Here is an 18582-nt window from a genome sequence, read left to right on the forward strand (position 1 = left end):
GTGGGGAGTGTGGGGAGTGTGGAGGGTAATTTTTTGGATACTTAGCTAGAAATCCCACACAAAATTTCGTTCACCCGCTGGGGACATTGGGAAAGGGAAAGGGGTATGGTTCGACAAGCTCACCAACCGGGGAAAAGGGGAAAGATTAAATTTATTCCTTTTCCCTTTTCCCTTTTCCCTTTAACCTTTTCCCTATCCCCCCATCCTCCACACTCCCCACTAGCTTTTACAAAGAAACTTCTAGCCCGTAATGCTGACAGAGGGTTTTTAGTTTTGCAACTATTAGTGCTTGCACCTTTTCTGGTGCAATAATTACACAATCGGGTGCATATTGCATGACTTCCCGAATGAACCAAAAAGTATTAGAGACACCCCTCACCACGCGCTTGACTTTTGCTTTATCTGGTAGCCATTCATTGATTTTGTCTTCAAGTTTGGCTTGATAAGCAAAGGCTAAACCAGCCAACAGATGCATTTCTACATCTATCTCTGCTAATCCAGAACGTCGCCACTCACCAACAATCGGTGAAACAGCAGCATCTTGGATACGATCTAAACGTAAACTCCAATTGTGCTGTAAGTCTTCTACATCTAAGTTTCCCTCGGTCTCTTCACACCAGCAATCAAGATATTGGCGCTTTTCATGAACCGTAACTTTGGCGTAACGGACAGTAAAATTCCAGATATGCTGTCTTGCGTCTTGATAACTCAGTTGAAACGGTTGCTCTCGTAAAATGTAACGGTCTATTTCTAAACGCCAAGGTGGTGGTAAATTTCCTAAAAAGGTTTCGATTTCGCTACGCAGAGGTATAGGTAGTTCGCCACGCTCAAGTAATAATTGTGCTATTACCTGCGCTTGCTCATTTTGCCCAATATCAGCTAATGACAGCATTGCAAGATGAACAGCACGGATACGGGATTTTGACCAGTCGTGATTTTTACCAATGATTAAATGATGGCGCGCGATCGCTTCTATTAGTTTAGAGATATTCGGGCGATCGCCCCACATCATACCAAACTCCAGCGCCAGGTTTTCTAATTCGGTTTTATCCTGTTCTCGCAGAGACAGAGTTATCGATTGACCTTTACGACTCATTTTATACGGACACTTTTATACGGATATATCTTGCCAACTTCTATTGTGCGTGCCAATATAGGTTTTAACAACCAGTTACGGACACTATTTAAATGTATGTCCGAAAGTTACAAAATTACTCTCAAGCCTGTTTATTCCCAAACCGTCGCCACACCTGACGGAGTAAAATTACCTGAAAATTGGTCACTATCTTGGCATCAAGTTGAAACATTAAAAGCATTGCAAAACCCAAATATTGACGTAGTATTTAATACGGCGATGACTGGTGATGGTAAAAGCTTGGCTGCTTATTTAGAAGTGCTGCAAGGTGAATTTTCGGCTATTGGACTTTATCCAACTAACGAATTAGCGCGTGACCAAGAAATACAAATTCAAGGATATATTGAAGAATTTCAACCCAGAGATAAACCGCGTGTAGTGCGGCTGAGTGGCGCTGATTTAGAAATTTATGCTGAGAATGAAGGATTGAGAAAAAGTGCAGCGATCGCAACTTTGACAAATCAACGGGAAGCATTATTAACTAACCCTGATATTTTTCACTATTTGCATCGGGGTGCTTATATAATTCCTGGTGACAGCCCCGATAAACTATGGGGAAGAATAGATAAAGACTTTGACTTATTTATCTTTGATGAATTCCATGTTTTTGCGGCTCCTCAAATTGCTAGTGTAATTAATACCATGCTGTTAATTCGCTGTACAAACCGCCGCAAGAAGTTTTTGTTTCTTTCAGCTACACCAGATAAAAATTTAATTACCAGATTGCAAACAGCAGGTTTTCGCTGTCAAGAAATTAACCCTTTAGAGAACAATAAATATCAATTTCCTAATACGGCAGAACAAGAAAACGAACTGCGATCGCAAGGATGGCGGCAAGTAGCACGAGCAATTTCACTGAATTTTATTCCTTTGGAACCTGCTTTTAAAGCTTCGGAAACTTGGTTAAGAGAAAATAGCAATTTGATTTTGGCTCAGTTTCAGCAGTATCCAGGGAGTAAGGGAGCAATTATTCTCAATTCCATTGCAGCAGTCAAGCGGCTGACTTTATTTTTTCAAGAACTTTTGCAGCCTCATGGCTTGACGGTGGGGGAAAATACCGGATTATCAGGAAAAGCACAAAAAGAGCTAAGTTTGTCGGCTGATTTAGTTTTGGGCACAAGTACCATTGATGTTGGCGTTGATTTTAAAATTAACTTTTTAATTTTTGAATCATCAGATGCGGGGAATTTTATTCAGCGTTTGGGACGCTTGGGTAGACATGATGGCTATGAGAAAAATGGTGAGCAAATTAAGTTTGAAAACTTCACAGCTTTGGCTTTAGTGCCCAACTTTTTAGTGGAGAGATTATTTCAGGTAGAGTCACCACCTTTAGTAGTTAATAGTATTTGCGATCGCCCCACTCTGCAAAACATAATCAAAGAGCAATATCGCCAAATCAATGATTTTCATGGTTATTATCGCCGTTGGGGTGCTGTGCAATCATTTTGGCTGGCTTACAAATTAAGCGATCGGACAATTAAACAACAGTATGCCCAAAGTCGAGAGCAGTTTCAAGTAACTTGTGAAGCAGTCTTTGAAACCAGTTTAAAATCTCTAGCTGGACGTATTCAAGGATGGGCTAAAGATTGGCAAGCGCTTTCAGGTAAATCAGGAAATCCCATTGCTGATGATGCTTATAGTTTTCGAGGTTCTAGTCCTTTGCAATGCGGAATTTATGATTTAACAGAAAAAAACGAAGTAGACAAATTTAAAACCTATGATTTACCGGGAATTTTAAGCAACTTAGAAATTGAAATGTGGACAGAAGCGGCGTTTATACGGACACTCCAAGAAACCGCCAAACGCACCGGACAACCCATAGCCAAAGGTAGATTTGCTCACTGTCTCGCATTTATCAAGTTGCGTTCCTACCGCGAGGAACGGCTGAACTGGAAATTTACCTATTCAGGCGACTTGCAACCAAAAGCAGACGCTTGGAAAGTTCAGGTTTTAAAAGGTGTGGAAATTTGGCAACCTGACAACTACTGGATTGGGGAGATTAACAAACGCTTGAAAACACAGGGTTTAGTTTGTTATGTGATTCGCCGTCCAGTTGCAGAAGTACGGATGCGGTTGCGGCTACCGATGCATTTTCAGATTTACCCAATCAGCGATCAGTATAGCTTTCATGATGTTAACGCACCGTATGCGATCGCTTTCGGTCATTCTGCACTGCTGCTGGATACGCTTGCTTATACGTTTAAAAGCAAAGGAGATGAGATATGGGTTGCTTAGAGTTTCAATCCCTAATAGGGATTTTGTTTATTCATTGTCTTAAGGCAGAACAAGGAACAGTAGTACGTTCACAGAGAATTGTTTCAATCCCTAATAGGGATTTGAGTGCCTTAGACTTATACTGCTACTATAGTACACAAGTTTTAGTCATAGTAAAAGCTCTTATAGGGTTAATTACTGTGAACGTAAAATACTGTACCTTATTCTATGCAAATGAAACAATCTCAAATGCAGAACCAGAATGCCGACCTCCACCTGATCCGCATGGTACTCGATCAACTTCACTATTTAGTTGACGCAATAGAAGCAGTGCGACTCCAGAATGCCATTCAAGATAATCAGCTAGTTGACCTTGAGAATCGCGTCAGTGTTTTAGAGACAAATTTCGGACACCAAGTTTGTCGGAATCAGGATTTACAGAATCTCGTAGATTTCCATTATCCACCAGATTAAGATGCTGTTTGCAGTGTACACCCGACTTGTAATCGGAAGGTCGTTGTTTATATCTCTACCTACAAGACTGAGTTGCTGTTTCGAGTGTACACACGATAAAACAATCCACTCACACCACGTAACCATCAACGAACAAAAACTTTTGGAAAGAATCACAGTCAATCCTCAAATCTTTAGCGGTAAACCAATTATTCGCAGTCGTCGCCTTGCGGTTGAACATATTTTAGGAATGCTAGCAGCAGGAGACACTATCGAAACCTTGCTAGAAGGTTATCCCTGGCTAGAAAGAGAAGATATACAAGCCTGTTTAGTCTACGCGCGTCGGCTACTTGGTGATGAACGAGTTGAAAATTTTACGTTATGAGTAACCCCATTTCAGACAATTACAAAGATTTACTCATGGAAATAAAACAGCGTATTCGTTCAGCCCAGTACGAAGCACTAAAAGCAGTTAATCGGGAAATGATCAAGCTTTACTGGGACATTGGACAGATGATTTTTACCCGACAGCAGGAAGCAGGCTGGGGTCAATCGGTAGTGGAACAGTTAGCAAAAGACTTACAAGCTGAGTTTCCTGGTATTAGCGGATTTTCTGCCCGTAATATTTGGAGAATGCGAGATTTTTACTTAACTTACCACTCTAAAGAAATTCTGCCACCAATGGTGGCAGAAATTGGATGGACTCACAATATAGTCATTTTAGAAAAGTGTAAAGATGACCTAGAACGAGAGTTTTATATTAGAATGACTTGCAAATTTGGTTGGACAAAAAATGTTTTGATTCACCAAATTGAAAATCAAACGTATGAAAAGACTCTGCTGAATCAAACCAACTTTGATCGAACTGTTCCAACAGAAATTCGGAACCAATTAAAACTAGCTGTTAAAGATGAATATACATTTGACTTCTTGGAACTAGCAGATGAACACAGCGAACGACAGCTAGAGCAAGCGATTTTAACAAGAGTGGAACCATTTTTGCAAGAAATGGGCGGGATATTTGCTTTTATCGGTAGTCAATATCGGCTAGAAGTTGATAATGAAGAATATTTTATAGATATTTTATTATATCATCGCAGTCTAAAATGTTTGGTTGCAATAGAACTGAAGATTGGTAAATTTTTGCCTGAGTATGTTGGCAAGATGCAATTTTATTTAGCTGTTTTAGATGACAAGGTAAAGCTACCTAATGAAAATCCTTCTATTGGAATTATTCTTTGCAAGTCGAAGCAGAGAACGATTGTTGAGTATGCATTGAAAGAATCTAATAAACCAGTTGGTGTAGCAACTTATCAGATAGTTTCAACATTACCTCAAGAATTAAAAAATCAACTTCCTGCTCCTGAACAAGTTGCGAAATTACTGGAAGGATTTGAATAGAATTATAGAGTGAGCACATGAATGTTGACGATTATCTATTCGATTGGAGAATCATCAAATGCAAAACAATACTCCAACCATCTCAGAACTGCAAGAACTTTCATTACAACTTCCTGAAAAAATTCCTTACTTAAAAATGTTAGTTTTGTTTGGTTCTAGAGCTACTGGTAACACAAATGCCAAGAGTGACTGGGATTTTGCGGTTTTGTATGATGAAGAACAACGTGAGGTTTACGTAAAAGATAATGTTGTACGTTGGTTTGAATTACTTATGCAGATTGGTGAATTATTCAAAATAAATCCTGACCTGATTGATATTGTAGAACTTAATCATTGTTCAGAGCTAATAGCCCATTTTATTGCTCGTGACGGGATTATGATGTTTGAAAAATACCCTGGACAATTTGAGGAATTTAGATTAACCTCATTAAAATCAAAATCAGAGTTAAAGAAATTCCGTGAAGATCAACACAAAATTATTGAAATAGAACTAAATAAGTGGGGAGTATGAGTAATATAGATCCCGAAATAGTTTTAGTGAGACTGAGGTTAATTACAAAATATTACAATACTTTAGAAGAGTTTCGCTCTGCTAGCCTTGATAACTTCTTAACTGATTTTCGTCAACAGCTTGTTGTAGAAAGACTACTGCAATTAATGACTCAAGCTGCAATAGATATCAATGAACACATATTATCAAAATTAAGTCCTGGAAATTCGGTTACTAATTTTGAAGCTTTCATTGAACTTAGCAAATATCAAGTAATTACACCAGAATTAGCAAAACAAATAGCACCATCATCAGGATTAAGAAATCGTCTTGTTCATGAATATGACGAGATAGATCCGCAGCAAGTTTTTGAATCTATCAGTTTTGCATTGCAACAATATCCGCTGTATGTACGCCAGATTAACTCTTATTTAATTTCATTGAGTCAAGAAGATGATTAAAAAAAGTAAAATTGCTAATAAAGTTCAAAAATTATCACTTTTAGAAACAGAAAACGATATAAATTCTCAAGTAATGGATGAAGATTGGTTATCGGGTGATTTTGGATTTGATGGTGATTCTTCAGACCGCACTATCGAAATAGAAGCTGAACTACTCACACTCAAATTACTACGTGAAGCAATACAAACACAAAATCCAGGCGATAAAGTTATGGCGGATTTTGGCGAATATGTGTTACCAAACTTGCTGCGAATAGCAATTGGTGTCACTGCTAAAGGTGGTAAGTTTTTTGATGAAATTGACCAAAAACGAGAAGCAGAAGGTAAAAGTAAAGTTAGGCGAGATAACGCTGCTGACCAATCACTCAATACTCACTTACTTAATGGTTTATTTCCTGCAAATTTAATTGAGAAACGATTAGAAAATTTAGACACCACCGTCCGGCGAGTAGTAAAAGAACGGGAACGGCGATTAGTAATTGCTGCATTTATTCTACATGACTTTGAAAAATTCCCTGATGCGCCAGAAGAATGTCGCAAATTACCTTTAGATAAACATCGGCAAATCATTGAGGAAAAAGTTCAACAATTAGGACTCGATCAATTTATTAATCCAGAGCATCCCGAAGGGTATAAAGAATATATCGATGATTTGTTGTGCATGGCTTATAATGCACAAAGTCGCTGGGATACTAACTGGAATTTTTCTGAATTCGGTCTAAATCCTGTTCTTAAAGACCGCACTATTCGTAGTTTATGCGATCTGACTCGTTTAGCTGATTTACTCGCATCAGTAATTAAACATCCCCAAGATGCAGAACATAGGGGATTAAATGATATTCTCCACAGTCTTAGTGATGGACAATTGCAATTTACCTATCACCACATTGCTGAAAATCGGGGTGTTTTAACTAATGTGGTGAATAATGCTGTAATTCAAGCTTATACTAGCCTGAATACTGATGAGCATACATATTATGAACCCTTATTATATCTGCCAACAGGTGTAATTTACCTAGCTGTGCGTAATGCTCCTCCAATCTCTGCAAAAGATTTACCAGACCTTGTAGTTAATAATATTAAATCTCTGTGTGCGGGTCAATTGCGTTTGAGACAAACAGGATTTGGTCGAGATGGTAAAGGGATGAAATATGCCGAATATTACAACTTATTTTTTGATTCTCCAGGCTTGATGCAAGTGGCTTTGGATGCAACTCTACGCATTTTAAATTCTAATAAACCATCTGTTGCTCAAAGCCGCAGTGAAAATTTAGTCAAGTTTCAACAACAAGGAGTTTTACCAGCTGAATTTGATTTCAACTTTGCTGATGATATCCGCATTGACCAAATTGCAGAATTTGGTGATTTAGTAAGTCGGAAGATTTGGGAAGAAACTGTTAATCGGATTGAAGCTATTCGCAAAAAAGATAAAAAGTTACCAGAAATACCAAGTTTAAATTTGATTCATCAGGTAGCTGAATTTTGGCATTTAACAGAATATATTCCTCAAATTCGCTACATTGAGCGCATTAATGAAAGCCTGAAAGAAAATAACTTAAAGGGAAATACAGGCGGAGTTCCTTATGAATGGTATTATCTTGCAGCTAAATATCTGGAAAACCATCCTGGTATTGAAAATGTCAGAGAAAGTTGTCAGGAAGTTATCAACTATTTAACAAACTTAATTTCTCCAATTCTTGCACAATATGAGTTACCTGATGGTTGGGATGATTTAAGGGAATGGGTAACGCGAGTTGTGATGTTACCAAGTACAAATCAACAACTATCATCCAAAATTCAAAGTGAAAATTTTTTCCAGGAGTTAGATAACTATAATGCTGCGAAAAAACCTGGACGAGGACGGCAGTTAATTTGTTCAATTTCTCATTCTGCTTACACTGTCACCGAACAGATGGAATCAGCAGTTTTATTTACACCCCAAGTTTATACAAATAAACAAATGTTGGGTGGTTCTAATGCCAAGCGTAATATTTCTAGCATTGCGGGTGTAGAAATGATGCTGAGGCAAATTTTGATGAATCAAACCCAAGCAGTAGGTAAAAGATTTGAAGATGGTAAATATCGCTATCTCTACTTTTATCCCACTTATTATTTTACACCAGAAACTAATAAATTTTTACAAAAAGCTTATAGTGGGATTGCTCAAACTCGCTTTGATACGAGTGTTCGCAATCATTTTATTACTAAGGATTTGCAAGCTCATTTGGCTAAGAAAGATTATCAAAGTGTGGATAGTTTTTTGATTGATGAAAACTTAGAAGACGATAAAGACCGCACATTTAAGCTTTCCTATCCTGAAGACCAACCTTTAACATTTTACTTTATGGCGCTACCACCAGGAAGAGATAGCACTGATACAGAATCTTGGGTAATGCCTAGCTGGTTAGCGTTTGCTTTCCCGATGATTTTGGATGTGAAAACTGTAGTTTCTGAGTCGCCAATTCCACCTTTTAATGATGGTGCTGAGTTTGAAGAAAGCGTTTTTCTTGACAGTGCGCCTCATGCATTTCGCGCTTTGGTAAAAAGGGACAGATTTCGATTGGATTACATTCTTGAAGGTTGGAATGAAAATGGTATTGAATATCCAGCACCTTTAAATGTACTTACTGCTGCTTACGCGATTCATTTAGATGTGAACGCGCGACAAGGAAAGTCTGGTTATGATGCCAATTGGGGAAGATTTACAGAACTAGCAAAGGATTTTGAAACTAGTGCGTTGTATGTCTTTTCTTATCTTAACCGTTGGGTACGAAACCAGGGTGTGGAAACAGCCAGAATTGAAAAAATTCGGCTTTATACCTATCATTTTTACCCTTGTTTTGACCCTTATGCAAAATTTGACTCTATCAATGAGGAATTAATTGTGGGAGAAGAATCAAGTCTGAATCATCCTAAGAAATTAACCGAACTTTATCGCCGTTTTTATAGAGCTAATAAGCGTTATAATCCCAAGTCTAATGCGGTGTTGAAACCGATTGATATTGCTGCTGAAACTATACTCAAAGCTGAGTTAAGTGTGTTTCATGGTGAAACCTTAGTTGCAGCAGTAGCAGCAGAGGTTTTTAAACTGATGGATCGGGTGCATTCTTCCACAGCAGAAGGACGTTGGATAATGAGTAAACGGGAAGAAGAACGGCTGGCTGTTTTAGAATTTGCACGGTATTTTGTAGAGGAGGTATTTGAAAAATCTTTTGCAGGCGATCGCGCTCGTTTAGCAGGTCGTCAACTCAATTTAATTCGAGATACTTGTGAATTTCTCTATCGCCTAAAAGACGATCAAGAAAACTTAGAAAGAAATGAAAAATCTCCTGAATCTGAGTCTGACTAAAAATTTCACTTTTTCTAAAAAATACATCATTTTGGAGGTTTATTATGGCATTGCTTAAAGCAGTTGATAGCAAATTATTCCAAGCTGAAATTCCCTATAAACCTATGGGTAAATACGCTCATTTTTTAACGATTCGCATTACTGAATCTTATCCGCTATTTCAAACAGATGGCGAACTCAATAAAGCAAGAGTTAGGGCTGGAGTCAAAGATAAAACTACTATTAGCCGTCTATCAATGTTCAAACGAAAGCAATCAACCCCAGAACGTTTAGTTGGTCGTGAATTACTGCGTAATTATGGCTTAATGACTGCTAAAGAATGCGAGTATAACGTTAATTTTGCAATGGATAATCCTGATTGCATTATTTACGGTTTTGCCATTGGTGATTCTGGCTCTGAAAAATCGAAAGTTGTTGTCGATACAGCATTTTCTATCACAGCTTTTGATGAATCACATGAAACTTTTACCTTGAATGCTCCTTTTGAAAATGGGACAATGGCTTCTAAAGGAGAAGATGGTTCTAAACCTGGTGAAGTTACTAGCAGAATTAACCAACAAGACCACATCAGACCGCAAGTTTTCTTCCCCAGTATTGTCACAGTAAAAGACCCCACTGAAGCTAGTTTTCTCTACGTCTTTAATAACATCTTACGCACTCGTCACTATGGAGCGCAAACAACCCGTACAGGTCGCGTTAGAAACGAATTAATTGGTGTTGTATTTGCTGATGGAGAAATTACTAGTAATTTGCGTTGGACTCAAGGAATCTATGACAAAATGCAGTCAAATCAAACTATTAATTCTCCTGAGCCTTTAGATGAAGATGATGTAATTAGTGCTGCGAAAAGTGCAATTGAAAGTTTAATGGCTGATGAATTTATCGTTCATACCGACTTTATTGGTGATGCTTTTAAACCTCTTTTGAATGAAGTTAAAGTTCTCACAGGTAGCGAAACAGGAATCAAGTCAATTTTACAAAAAGCTGATGCGGAAGCTAAAGAATACGCCAAAAAACACATTACTAAAAAGAAAACTGCTGCTAAGGCTGGATAATAGCTATGCCAATCATCTATTGCTGTCAATTAGAGCTTCATGACAGCCTTTATTATGCAACTCGTGAAATCGGGCGACTTTACGAAACAGAACCAGTAATTCACAACTACGCACTCTGCTATGCGTTAGGCTTAGTAGACAGCGAAATTTACTCTACTACTGTCACTGAAGAACATTCTTATCGTTACTTTTGTTCCGAACAAGTTCCTAAGTATGAGGCACATTTAACGCCGCTAAATCAACAAGGAATTTATGTAACACCTGGGCGTGCAGTTAAACATACTGCTATTCTCAACACATGGAAGTATGCTAATAATAACTATCATGTGGAAATGGAGAAAACGCAAAAAAATATTCCTAGTTTTGGTAGGGCGAAAGAAATTGCACCGGAAAGTCAATTTGAGTTGTTTATCATTTCTCAAAAGCAACTGAAGCTACCAAAATGGATTCGTTTAGGCAAATGGATGAGTAAAGCTGAAGTGACAATTCAAGAAGTTACCAAAATTGAATTAAAAACAGGTGACTTTACTTTTTCTTACCCTTTAAATCCTTTGGATGTGATGTTTACTCATCAAGTTATTAGCTACGATGTAGTAAATATGCCCCCGGTGAGTCTGATTCAAAATGTCAGTATTCGCCAAGGACAATATTACGAATTCAATAGTCCTAATAAAACTGAAAAATTGCGCTTACCTGCAAAAATGCAGTATCGATTTAAAGCTTAATTTCAACCTTTCAAGGTGACTGGAAAAATTACCCTCTGCGCCCTCTGCGTCTCTGCGGTTTAATAGTAATTTATCTAACCACAGAGGCACAGAGAACACAGAGATAAGAGGAAAGAAAGGGATTTTTGACCCTTGAAAATAGTAGCAATGCCTACCTTACATCTACCATTTTAAATTATTCATGCCCCACAGTCTTGTCCTCAACTTGATTCCCCAATCTCCCATTTACCCGGAATTTCTGACTGGGAGACATTACCATGCACTATTTCTGACTCTGATTAATTCTGTTGATTCTAGTTTGGCAGATTATTTGCATTCTTCTAATACAGATAAAGCCTTTACTCTCTCGCCGTTGCAAATACAACGACAACACAAACAACATCACCAGATGTTGCAATTTAATCATCAAAAACCAATTCCGGCTGGTACTCCCTGTTGGTGGCGTATTTCTCTACTTGATGACAGTTTGTTTAGTAAATTAACTGGACTTTGGCTCAATCTTAATCCGGAACATCCTTGGCATTTGGGTTCTGCAAATTTACATATTACCAGTATTCAAGGTACTCCGCAATCTACGCAACCTTGGGCTAATGCTTGCAGTTATACACAATTGTATGAGCAAGCATCCCAAAGCGATCGCACTATCAATTTCACTTTTGCTACACCGGTATCTTTCCGCCAAGGTGGATATGATAATGTCCTCCCTATCAAAGAATCTGTGTTTAATAGCCTTTTGAGTCGTTGGAATAAATACAGCGGGATTGAATTATCTAGTATTTCTGTTGAATCAATTTATCCCAGTGCTTTTGATATTAATACTGAAGTTATCAGCAACTATGAAAGTAAGTTTATTGGTTGTGTTGGTGGAATTAGCTATCGGATTTTAGGTGATGTTGAACCGTTAGTAATTAAGCAAATCAATGCTTTAGCTAATTTTGCATTATACGCAGGATTGGGACGGAAAACAACAATGGGAATGGGAATGGTACGCCGAATATAACCATTTTAAATTTTGGATTTTGGATTTTGGATTTTGAAATAGTTAATCAAAAATATGAATGAAAGTGATTACATTGCTATTGCGGCTTTAAATCAATATAGCTACTGTTCCCATCGCTGTTGGCGAATGTTTTGTGCTGGAGAATTTATTGATAATCAATACACAATTGAAGGCACAAGTTTACATGAGCGAGTGCATACTGTTGGTGAGGGACAACGGGAAGATACTTGGCAAATAAGAGCTATTTGGCTGAAGTCTGAAAAATACAAATTAATCGGTAAATCTGATTTAATTGAATCGGAAAATGGTGAGTGGTATCCAGTAGAATATAAACGAGGACGTAAGGGCGAATGGGATAATGATGAATTACAAGTTTGCGCCCAAGCTTTATGTTTAGAAGAAATGACAGGCCAAGTTATTAATACTGGCTATATCTACTATGCACAAACTCATCAACGGCAATTAGTGGAGATTTCTGAAGAATTACGACAAAGTGCGATCGCCACTATTGAAGCCGTGCAAACACTGTTATTCACGGGTGCAATGCCCAAAGCTATCAAATCCAAACGCTGTGATGGATGTAGTTTATTTTCACACTGTTTACCTCAAGCTACAGAAAAATTACAACGCTATCAAGAAGGGAATTAATCAGAATTCAGAATTCAGAATTCAGAAGTCAGAATTCAGAAGTCAGAATTCAGAAGTCAGAATTCAGAATTTAGAATTTAGAATTCAGCATTTAGAAGTTAGAAGTTAGAAGTCAGAAGTTAGAATTCAGAAGTCAGAATTCAGAATTAAAAGAGAGTTTTTAGGTCAATCCAATTCATTTCAGTGCAAATTTACTCTTGTAGAGACGTGATTTATTGCGTCTTAAAAGCCAGTTTTTTGTTAATTTAGGATGTAATTATGGGTACAGTATACGTTACTCAAGAAGATGCTTTTATTGGGAAAGTTGACGAAAGGCTACATGTCAAATTTGAAAAAAAGACAATTTTAGATGTGCCATTAATTAAGGTTGATGGTGTTGTAGTTTTAGGACGTGCTACTGTTTCCCCAGCAGTGATTTCGGAACTACTAGAACGACATATACCTCTGACTTTTCTCACAGAAAATGGTCGTTATTTAGGAAGGATAGAACCAGAAGTGACTAAAAATATTTTTGTGCGTAAAGCCCAATGGCAAGCAGCCGGTGAATCAGCCCAAGCAATTCATATAGTACAAGGTTTTGTGCGCGGAAAGTTGAAAAACTATCGAAATCTTCTCAACCGCCGTCAACGTGAAAATCCAGATTTAGATTTGTCTGTAAATGTAACACGTTTAGAGCAAGCGATCGCTCCCATTGAAACTACTCAAAATATTAACTCACTGCGCGGTTTAGAGGGTGCTGGAAGTGCAGCATATTTTGGTTGTTTTGACGAATTAATTAAGAGTACAGAATTTAGTTTTGATAAACGCGTCCGCCGTCCTCCAACCGATCCGGTGAATTCTTTACTCAGCTTTGGTTATTCGTTATTGCGCCATGATATTCAAGGTGCTGTCAATATTGCTGGATTCGATCCATATTTAGGATATTTGCATTGCGATCGCTACGGTAGACCATCACTAGCATTAGACTTAATGGAAGAGTTTCGTCCGTTAGTTGTAGACGCAATTGTATTGTCTGTATTAAATAGACAATTGTTAACAAAACCAGATTTTATCACAGAACCGTTGAGTGGAGCGGTTTCTCTAACCCCAGAAGGGCGAAAAAGATTTTTGCAGCAATATGCACAAAAAAAACAATCCGAATTTAAACATCCTGTATTCGGACGCAAATGTACTTATCAAGAAGCATTTGAATTACAGGCTCGATTATTAGCAAAATACTTGATGGGTGAAACCGAAAAATATCCACCATTAGTGTTGAAGTAGAAACTTAGCTATTTTTCATAATAATTCGTAATTAATCAATCTTTAATTACGAATTACCTTACCAAAAAGCGGCCTACCTCATTACAAATTAGTAATTATTGAGTCATTGGTGTTGAAAGTGCAGAAAAAACTAGCAATGAATGTTGTTGTGTCTTATGATATTTCTGAAGATAAACGCCGTACTAAAATTCACAAAATTCTCAAGTCCTATGGACAATGGGTACAGTACAGTGTATTTGAATGCCATCTGACAGATACTCAGTACGCAAAATTGCGATCGCGTTTAAACAAGTTAATCAAGCCGGAAACCGATAGTATACTTTTTTACTTTTTGTGTGCCTGCTGTCTCGGTAAAGTTGAACGTATTGGTGGCGAAAAAATTCGTGATGACTCTATTTTCTTTGCTGAGTGCGCGGATGGGTAGATGTTCAAAACCAAATTGCAGTAAGTAACCTTCAAATCCCTCTGCTGCAAGAGTTTCGGGGAAAATAGCTCAGAAAGTACCCGCGCACCTTACACAGACTACGTTCTAGCCATTTTCCTCAAACCCAATGTCCATTTCACATGCTATGATTTCCTCATCCGCGCTACCGAACCTTGAAAACCAAATACAAACAATGTTTCAGGCTACCGCTATTGAAATTTCATCTACTCCCTATTAGGGATTGAAACTAGAGCAATATACATGAATAAAACACATTCTGATTATTGAAATTTCATCTACTCCCTATTAGGGATTGAAACGGAATTTTCAACATTACTGAGCTGATGGGCTAGCGCATTGAAATTTCATCTACTCCCTATTAGGGATTGAAACGAATAATCATCTGGTTCTGGAGGTTCGCCAGAATTGAAATTTCATCTACTCCCTATTAGGGATTGAAACGGATAAATAAAACTTGCGACGAATTGATTGATAAAGAATTGAAATTTCATCTACTCCCTATTAGGGATTGAAACTAGTAACCGTGGTGGATCACCAGTTATTAATAACTGATTGAAATTTCATCTACTCCCTATTAGGGATTGAAACCTTGAATTGCTAAAGCTTGGGCTTGGGGCGTACTATTGAAATTTCATCTACTCCCTATTAGGGATTGAAACGCAAATTCAACAACAAGACAAGGATTTATTAGAAAATTGAAATTTCATCTACTCCCTATTAGGGATTGAAACTTACAATCGCTTGCTCAAGCTATCATTGCGATCGCAATTGAAATTTCATCTACTCCCTATTAGGGATTGAAACTTCATAATTCACGCCACTGCCAAGTCCTACGCGCTTGGCGATAATGATTGAAATTTCATCTACTCCCTATTAGGGATTGAAACGGCAAACAGCCTTTGACATCCTGAAATTCCAGTAGATTGAAATTTCATCTACTCCCTATTAGGGATTGAAACACATCTAAATCAAGTGCATTCGCCTGAATTTTATTCTCATATTGAAATTTCATCTACTCCCTATTAGGGATTGAAACTCTCCGCAGGATGCAGAGAGAATAGACACCTTTAGAGAATTGAAATTTCATCTACTCCCTATTAGGGATTGAAACACCTAGCACTTCATAAATCGCTTCTTCTAACTGAATATTGAAATTTCATCTACTCCCTATTAGGGATTGAAACACAGATGAAACCTAATGTGCAGAGATACTTAATACATCGCTAATAAAACTGAGCAAACCTCTGCGTACCTTTGCGCTGTCCTCCGCGCCCCTCTGCGTTTAAAACATTGCTCCCATACCTCACTTAACTAAAAATCCCTATAAAAAAGTGAGAGATTACAACTGATTCCTCAATCAAATAGAAATCATCACATTCAATAGTGAAACACCAATATCCAGCATCCAAAATCCGAAGCTGACTATAGTGTTAGGAACTTTTTTTTTAAAGATTTACCTCCTGAAATATCCGAAATTTGTGGTAATTCAGTTCTATTTAATGACTCAACAAAACTCAAACCCAGAGACTTACTAGAAATGCTGTGAGTGTAGCTAGCATTAAGATAACGAATATATTGTGACTTTCCTGCAATATAACTTTGGAAAAAAGGCAAACTTAAAACAGTCATATAACGACGCGCTTGGGAAGCATCGCCAATCATATCAGCAGGTAATGATACTTGTTGGTTTGTAGGATTTGCATTACCAATAATGGAAAAGTGAGTACCACCTACAAGCATGACAAGATACTTTTGGGGATTTGCTAACCCAGAGAAAGGTAGAATTTGTTCGTATAAAGCTGGTGCAACAGTATCATCACTACTGCTAACAATCATCACTGGAGTTTTTATTTGATTTAAGCCAGATTCACCGAAAATAGAACTAGTAACTGGATTAACTGCGATCGCTGCTTTAATTCTCTCATCTCGTAGGCTATAATTTTTCCCAAAATGATTAATATTCAATTCCAAAGCACGACACTGAAGCAGTAAAGACATGTTCCAGGTTTTTTTCAATCCTGTTAACTGACAGTCTTGTTTTAACTGCTCAAAATTAATTTTAGCGCCCGCCAAGGCTAAAGCTGTGTAGCCTCCCAAAGATTGACCAAATACACCAACGTGTTGCACATTTAACCGATTTTTAAACCTTGAATCAAATTGGTTAGCTTTTTCCAATTGATTCAATATATACGTAATATCTAAAGGTCGGTCTTTAAATTCACTTGGTTGTGCTAGTTCGTTGGTGTGTTTATTCAACAGCGAAGGCGATTTTATTGTATTGCTACCAGGATGATTGGGAACAACTACAGCAAATCCGTATGATGCTAAATGAGAAGCTAAATATTGAAAATTGCTGCTGTCTAAACCCAAGCCGTGAGAAATCACAATTACAGATGCGGGAGTTGAAATTTTGGGAAGATAAACATCAGTTAATAGTAGGCGATGGCGTTGGGAATCCAAAAATTTTAATGTATATTTTTGTGACTTATATTTTCCCGGAATTTCTAACTTAGGTAGTTGTGATAAATTTGATTGTTGGATGCTATTAGCTTCGATATTTGACTTTTGAGAAACTGCCGCGATCGCTCGATGGGTTTGATTAACAAGTTTATCCAATTCTGTAGCTATTTGAAAAGTCTGCGCTACATCCAGATGAATGCTTTTGCTTGGATATTTACGTAACACATTTAAAAGTGTTAAACCTCCTGATTCTCCAGATGCTAAAATCAGCGCCGAACGCAAAGCAGCAACTTCTGATTCTGGCTGAGGAGATTTGCTTTTAATCACTTGCGCCAACCGATGCAGTAGAAATTCTCCTTGGGATGTGTACAAAAGTTGCGAAACTATTGGCGGACTAACTTTCACGCGATTTAGTAAAATCCGTCGCAATTCTTCAAACTTTTCAACAGGTAAATATTGTTGATATGCAGCTAAATCACCTTCGATTACACCTGTTTTAGCGTAATTTTCTAAAGCCGTCACAGAAATTGACAGCTCTAAAGCTGAATAAGACGCATAAATGCGTTCTGCTGCCAAAACAGAATTACTCATTCCAAACATTGGCAGCACCATTGACAGAACCAGCAATAGAGAATTTTTTCTCAGGGTGCTGGCCCAATTACCAAACAAACTATTCATCGCTCAACTGTTTCGGTAGTCTGGTTTTGACGTGTTGGCTTTGGTAGTTTTTCGGCCACCCTGCTACGTTGATAAAAGAATTCAGAATTCAGAATTCAGAATTCAGGAGTTAGAATTCAGGAGTCAGAAGTCAGAAGTCAGAATTCAGGAGTCAGAAGTCAGAATTCAGAATTCAGAATTCAGAATTTATTATGATTTGTGTATCAATTGCAGATAACACAGCATTACCAAGTGCGCGAGCATCTGAATAAATGGGTTTTAAACCCCCTACAAAATCATAAATTTGACAGTCAACAGTCAACAGTCAACACTCAACAATCAACTGTCAACATTAATCCCGCCTTCCAAATTCTTCTTCAAACATTTTTTTTGGCTATCAATTGAACAAATTAAATCGCTACAAAGTCAAACTTGTGGGAAAAGTATCGATTTTACAGAAGCATGACTTCAGTAGTTCGCCTTCACTAGAAAATCATAACAAACGAAAAAATATCTTGCCTCAGTATCTATGTTGTAACTTTGAAGATGGCACAACTTTGATTGATAAAAAAATAGCAAAATTGTTGAAAAAAATTCTTATTACAATGAAAAATAATTCCGAATTCAGAATCAATCACGGTTCGTAGTAAGCACTTTAGTTCTTGATTTTTTAAGCACTAAAGTGCTTACTACGAACATTTTTTACTACAACATTAATGGGACAGACCACCAGAATAAATTCCGACTTCCGACTTCCGACTTCCGACTTCTGACTTCTGAATTCTGAATTCTGAATTCTGAATTCTGAATTCTGACTTCCCACTTC

The 18582-nt window shown here is 37.6% G+C and carries 15 protein-coding genes and 1 CRISPR repeat array; of the genes, 13 read left to right on the top strand and 2 right to left on the bottom strand.

Features of this window, described 5'->3' with window-relative positions; translation table 11 throughout:
- Positions 1 to 226 precede the first annotated feature (226 nt).
- A complete protein-coding gene (locus GNE10_RS01605) occupies positions 227 to 1096 on the bottom strand; it encodes a YafY family protein (protein WP_185563359.1) in 870 nt (289 codons plus the stop codon).
- A 96-nt stretch (positions 1097 to 1192) separates the two neighbouring features.
- Here GNE10_RS01605 and cas3 point away from each other — a divergent pair, with 96 nt between their 5' ends.
- From cas3 to cas2, 13 genes are all read left to right on the top strand, one after another.
- Positions 1193 to 3370 carry a type I-D CRISPR-associated helicase Cas3' gene (cas3, locus tag GNE10_RS01610; RefSeq protein WP_185563395.1) on the top strand — a complete coding sequence of 726 codons (2178 nt, stop codon included), beginning with the start codon at positions 1193 to 1195 and terminating at the stop codon, positions 3368 to 3370.
- Between the two features lie 228 nt (positions 3371 to 3598).
- Positions 3599 to 3823: a hypothetical protein gene (locus tag GNE10_RS01615; protein WP_185563360.1), complete on the top strand. Its 225-nt coding sequence runs from the start codon at positions 3599 to 3601 to the stop codon at positions 3821 to 3823.
- A 142-nt stretch (positions 3824 to 3965) separates the two neighbouring features.
- Positions 3966 to 4187, top strand: a complete 222-nt coding sequence (locus GNE10_RS35685; RefSeq protein ID WP_260446713.1) for a DUF433 domain-containing protein — start codon at positions 3966 to 3968, stop codon at positions 4185 to 4187.
- Positions 4184 to 5203 (top strand): YhcG family protein, encoded by a 1020-nt coding sequence (locus GNE10_RS01625; protein WP_185563361.1) that lies wholly within the window; start codon positions 4184 to 4186, stop codon positions 5201 to 5203. Before GNE10_RS35685 ends, GNE10_RS01625 begins: the two co-directional genes overlap by 4 nt.
- Positions 5204 to 5261: 58 nt before the next feature.
- Positions 5262 to 5714 (top strand): type VII toxin-antitoxin system MntA family adenylyltransferase antitoxin, encoded by a 453-nt coding sequence (locus tag GNE10_RS01630; protein ID WP_185563362.1) that lies wholly within the window; start codon positions 5262 to 5264, stop codon positions 5712 to 5714.
- Positions 5711 to 6154, top strand: a complete 444-nt coding sequence (locus GNE10_RS01635) for a type VII toxin-antitoxin system HepT family RNase toxin (protein WP_185563363.1) — start codon at positions 5711 to 5713, stop codon at positions 6152 to 6154. Before GNE10_RS01630 ends, GNE10_RS01635 begins: the two co-directional genes overlap by 4 nt.
- Positions 6147 to 9503 carry a type I-D CRISPR-associated protein Cas10d/Csc3 gene (gene cas10d, locus GNE10_RS01640; RefSeq protein WP_185563364.1) on the top strand — a complete coding sequence of 1119 codons (3357 nt, stop codon included), beginning with the start codon at positions 6147 to 6149 and terminating at the stop codon, positions 9501 to 9503. Before GNE10_RS01635 ends, cas10d begins: the two co-directional genes overlap by 8 nt.
- Positions 9504 to 9547: 44 nt before the next feature.
- On the top strand, positions 9548 to 10558 hold the full coding sequence (cas7d, locus tag GNE10_RS01645; protein ID WP_185563365.1) for a type I-D CRISPR-associated protein Cas7/Csc2: 1011 nt from the start codon (positions 9548 to 9550) through the stop codon (positions 10556 to 10558).
- 5 nt (positions 10559 to 10563) lie between these two features.
- Complete coding sequence (cas5d, locus tag GNE10_RS01650; RefSeq protein ID WP_185563366.1) at positions 10564 to 11283, top strand: type I-D CRISPR-associated protein Cas5/Csc1; 720 nt, start codon at positions 10564 to 10566, stop codon at positions 11281 to 11283.
- A gap of 181 nt (positions 11284 to 11464) precedes the next feature.
- The gene (gene cas6 / locus GNE10_RS01655; RefSeq protein ID WP_185563367.1) at positions 11465 to 12283 is read left to right on the top strand and encodes a CRISPR-associated endoribonuclease Cas6; all 819 of its coding nucleotides are present in this window, start codon (positions 11465 to 11467) and stop codon (positions 12281 to 12283) included.
- A gap of 54 nt (positions 12284 to 12337) precedes the next feature.
- Positions 12338 to 12931, top strand: a complete 594-nt coding sequence (gene cas4, locus GNE10_RS01660; RefSeq protein ID WP_185563368.1) for a CRISPR-associated protein Cas4 — start codon at positions 12338 to 12340, stop codon at positions 12929 to 12931.
- Between the two features lie 258 nt (positions 12932 to 13189).
- Positions 13190 to 14194: a type I-D CRISPR-associated endonuclease Cas1d gene (cas1d, locus tag GNE10_RS01665; protein ID WP_185563369.1), complete on the top strand. Its 1005-nt coding sequence runs from the start codon at positions 13190 to 13192 to the stop codon at positions 14192 to 14194.
- 136 nt (positions 14195 to 14330) lie between these two features.
- Positions 14331 to 14618: a CRISPR-associated endonuclease Cas2 gene (gene cas2 / locus GNE10_RS01670; protein WP_099066222.1), complete on the top strand. Its 288-nt coding sequence runs from the start codon at positions 14331 to 14333 to the stop codon at positions 14616 to 14618.
- Between the two features lie 211 nt (positions 14619 to 14829).
- Positions 14830 to 15823: a CRISPR direct-repeat array (repeat unit 37 nt; unit sequence ATTGAAATTTCATCTACTCCCTATTAGGGATTGAAAC).
- 238 nt (positions 15824 to 16061) lie between these two features.
- On the opposite strand, the gene GNE10_RS01675 is transcribed toward cas2, so the two are convergent.
- Positions 16062 to 17777, bottom strand: a complete 1716-nt coding sequence (locus GNE10_RS01675; protein ID WP_185563370.1) for an alpha/beta hydrolase — start codon at positions 17775 to 17777, stop codon at positions 16062 to 16064.
- Positions 17778 to 18582 lie beyond the last annotated feature (805 nt).

The sequence above is a fragment of the Nostoc sp. 2RC genome (assembly GCF_014222165.1).
GTDB classification, from domain to species: Bacteria; Cyanobacteriota; Cyanobacteriia; order Cyanobacteriales; family Nostocaceae; genus Nostoc; species Nostoc linckia.

Bases quoted from the DNA above. Each gene is read 5' to 3' on its own strand.
- GNE10_RS01605 (WP_185563359.1), bottom strand. From the start codon at position 1,096: ATGAGTCGTAAAGGTCAATCGATAACTCTGTCTCTGCGAGAACAGGAT.
- cas3 (WP_185563395.1), top strand. From the start codon at position 1,193: ATGTCCGAAAGTTACAAAATTACTCTCAAGCCTGTTTATTCCCAAACC.
- GNE10_RS01615 (WP_185563360.1), top strand. From the start codon at position 3,599: ATGCAGAACCAGAATGCCGACCTCCACCTGATCCGCATGGTACTCGAT.
- GNE10_RS01625 (WP_185563361.1), top strand. From the start codon at position 4,184: ATGAGTAACCCCATTTCAGACAATTACAAAGATTTACTCATGGAAATA.
- GNE10_RS01630 (WP_185563362.1), top strand. From the start codon at position 5,262: ATGCAAAACAATACTCCAACCATCTCAGAACTGCAAGAACTTTCATTA.
- GNE10_RS01635 (WP_185563363.1), top strand. From the start codon at position 5,711: ATGAGTAATATAGATCCCGAAATAGTTTTAGTGAGACTGAGGTTAATT.
- cas10d (WP_185563364.1), top strand. From the start codon at position 6,147: ATGATTAAAAAAAGTAAAATTGCTAATAAAGTTCAAAAATTATCACTT.
- cas7d (WP_185563365.1), top strand. From the start codon at position 9,548: ATGGCATTGCTTAAAGCAGTTGATAGCAAATTATTCCAAGCTGAAATT.
- cas5d (WP_185563366.1), top strand. From the start codon at position 10,564: ATGCCAATCATCTATTGCTGTCAATTAGAGCTTCATGACAGCCTTTAT.
- cas6 (WP_185563367.1), top strand. From the start codon at position 11,465: ATGCCCCACAGTCTTGTCCTCAACTTGATTCCCCAATCTCCCATTTAC.
- cas4 (WP_185563368.1), top strand. From the start codon at position 12,338: ATGAATGAAAGTGATTACATTGCTATTGCGGCTTTAAATCAATATAGC.
- cas1d (WP_185563369.1), top strand. From the start codon at position 13,190: ATGGGTACAGTATACGTTACTCAAGAAGATGCTTTTATTGGGAAAGTT.
- cas2 (WP_099066222.1), top strand. From the start codon at position 14,331: ATGAATGTTGTTGTGTCTTATGATATTTCTGAAGATAAACGCCGTACT.
- GNE10_RS01675 (WP_185563370.1), bottom strand. From the start codon at position 17,777: ATGAATAGTTTGTTTGGTAATTGGGCCAGCACCCTGAGAAAAAATTCT.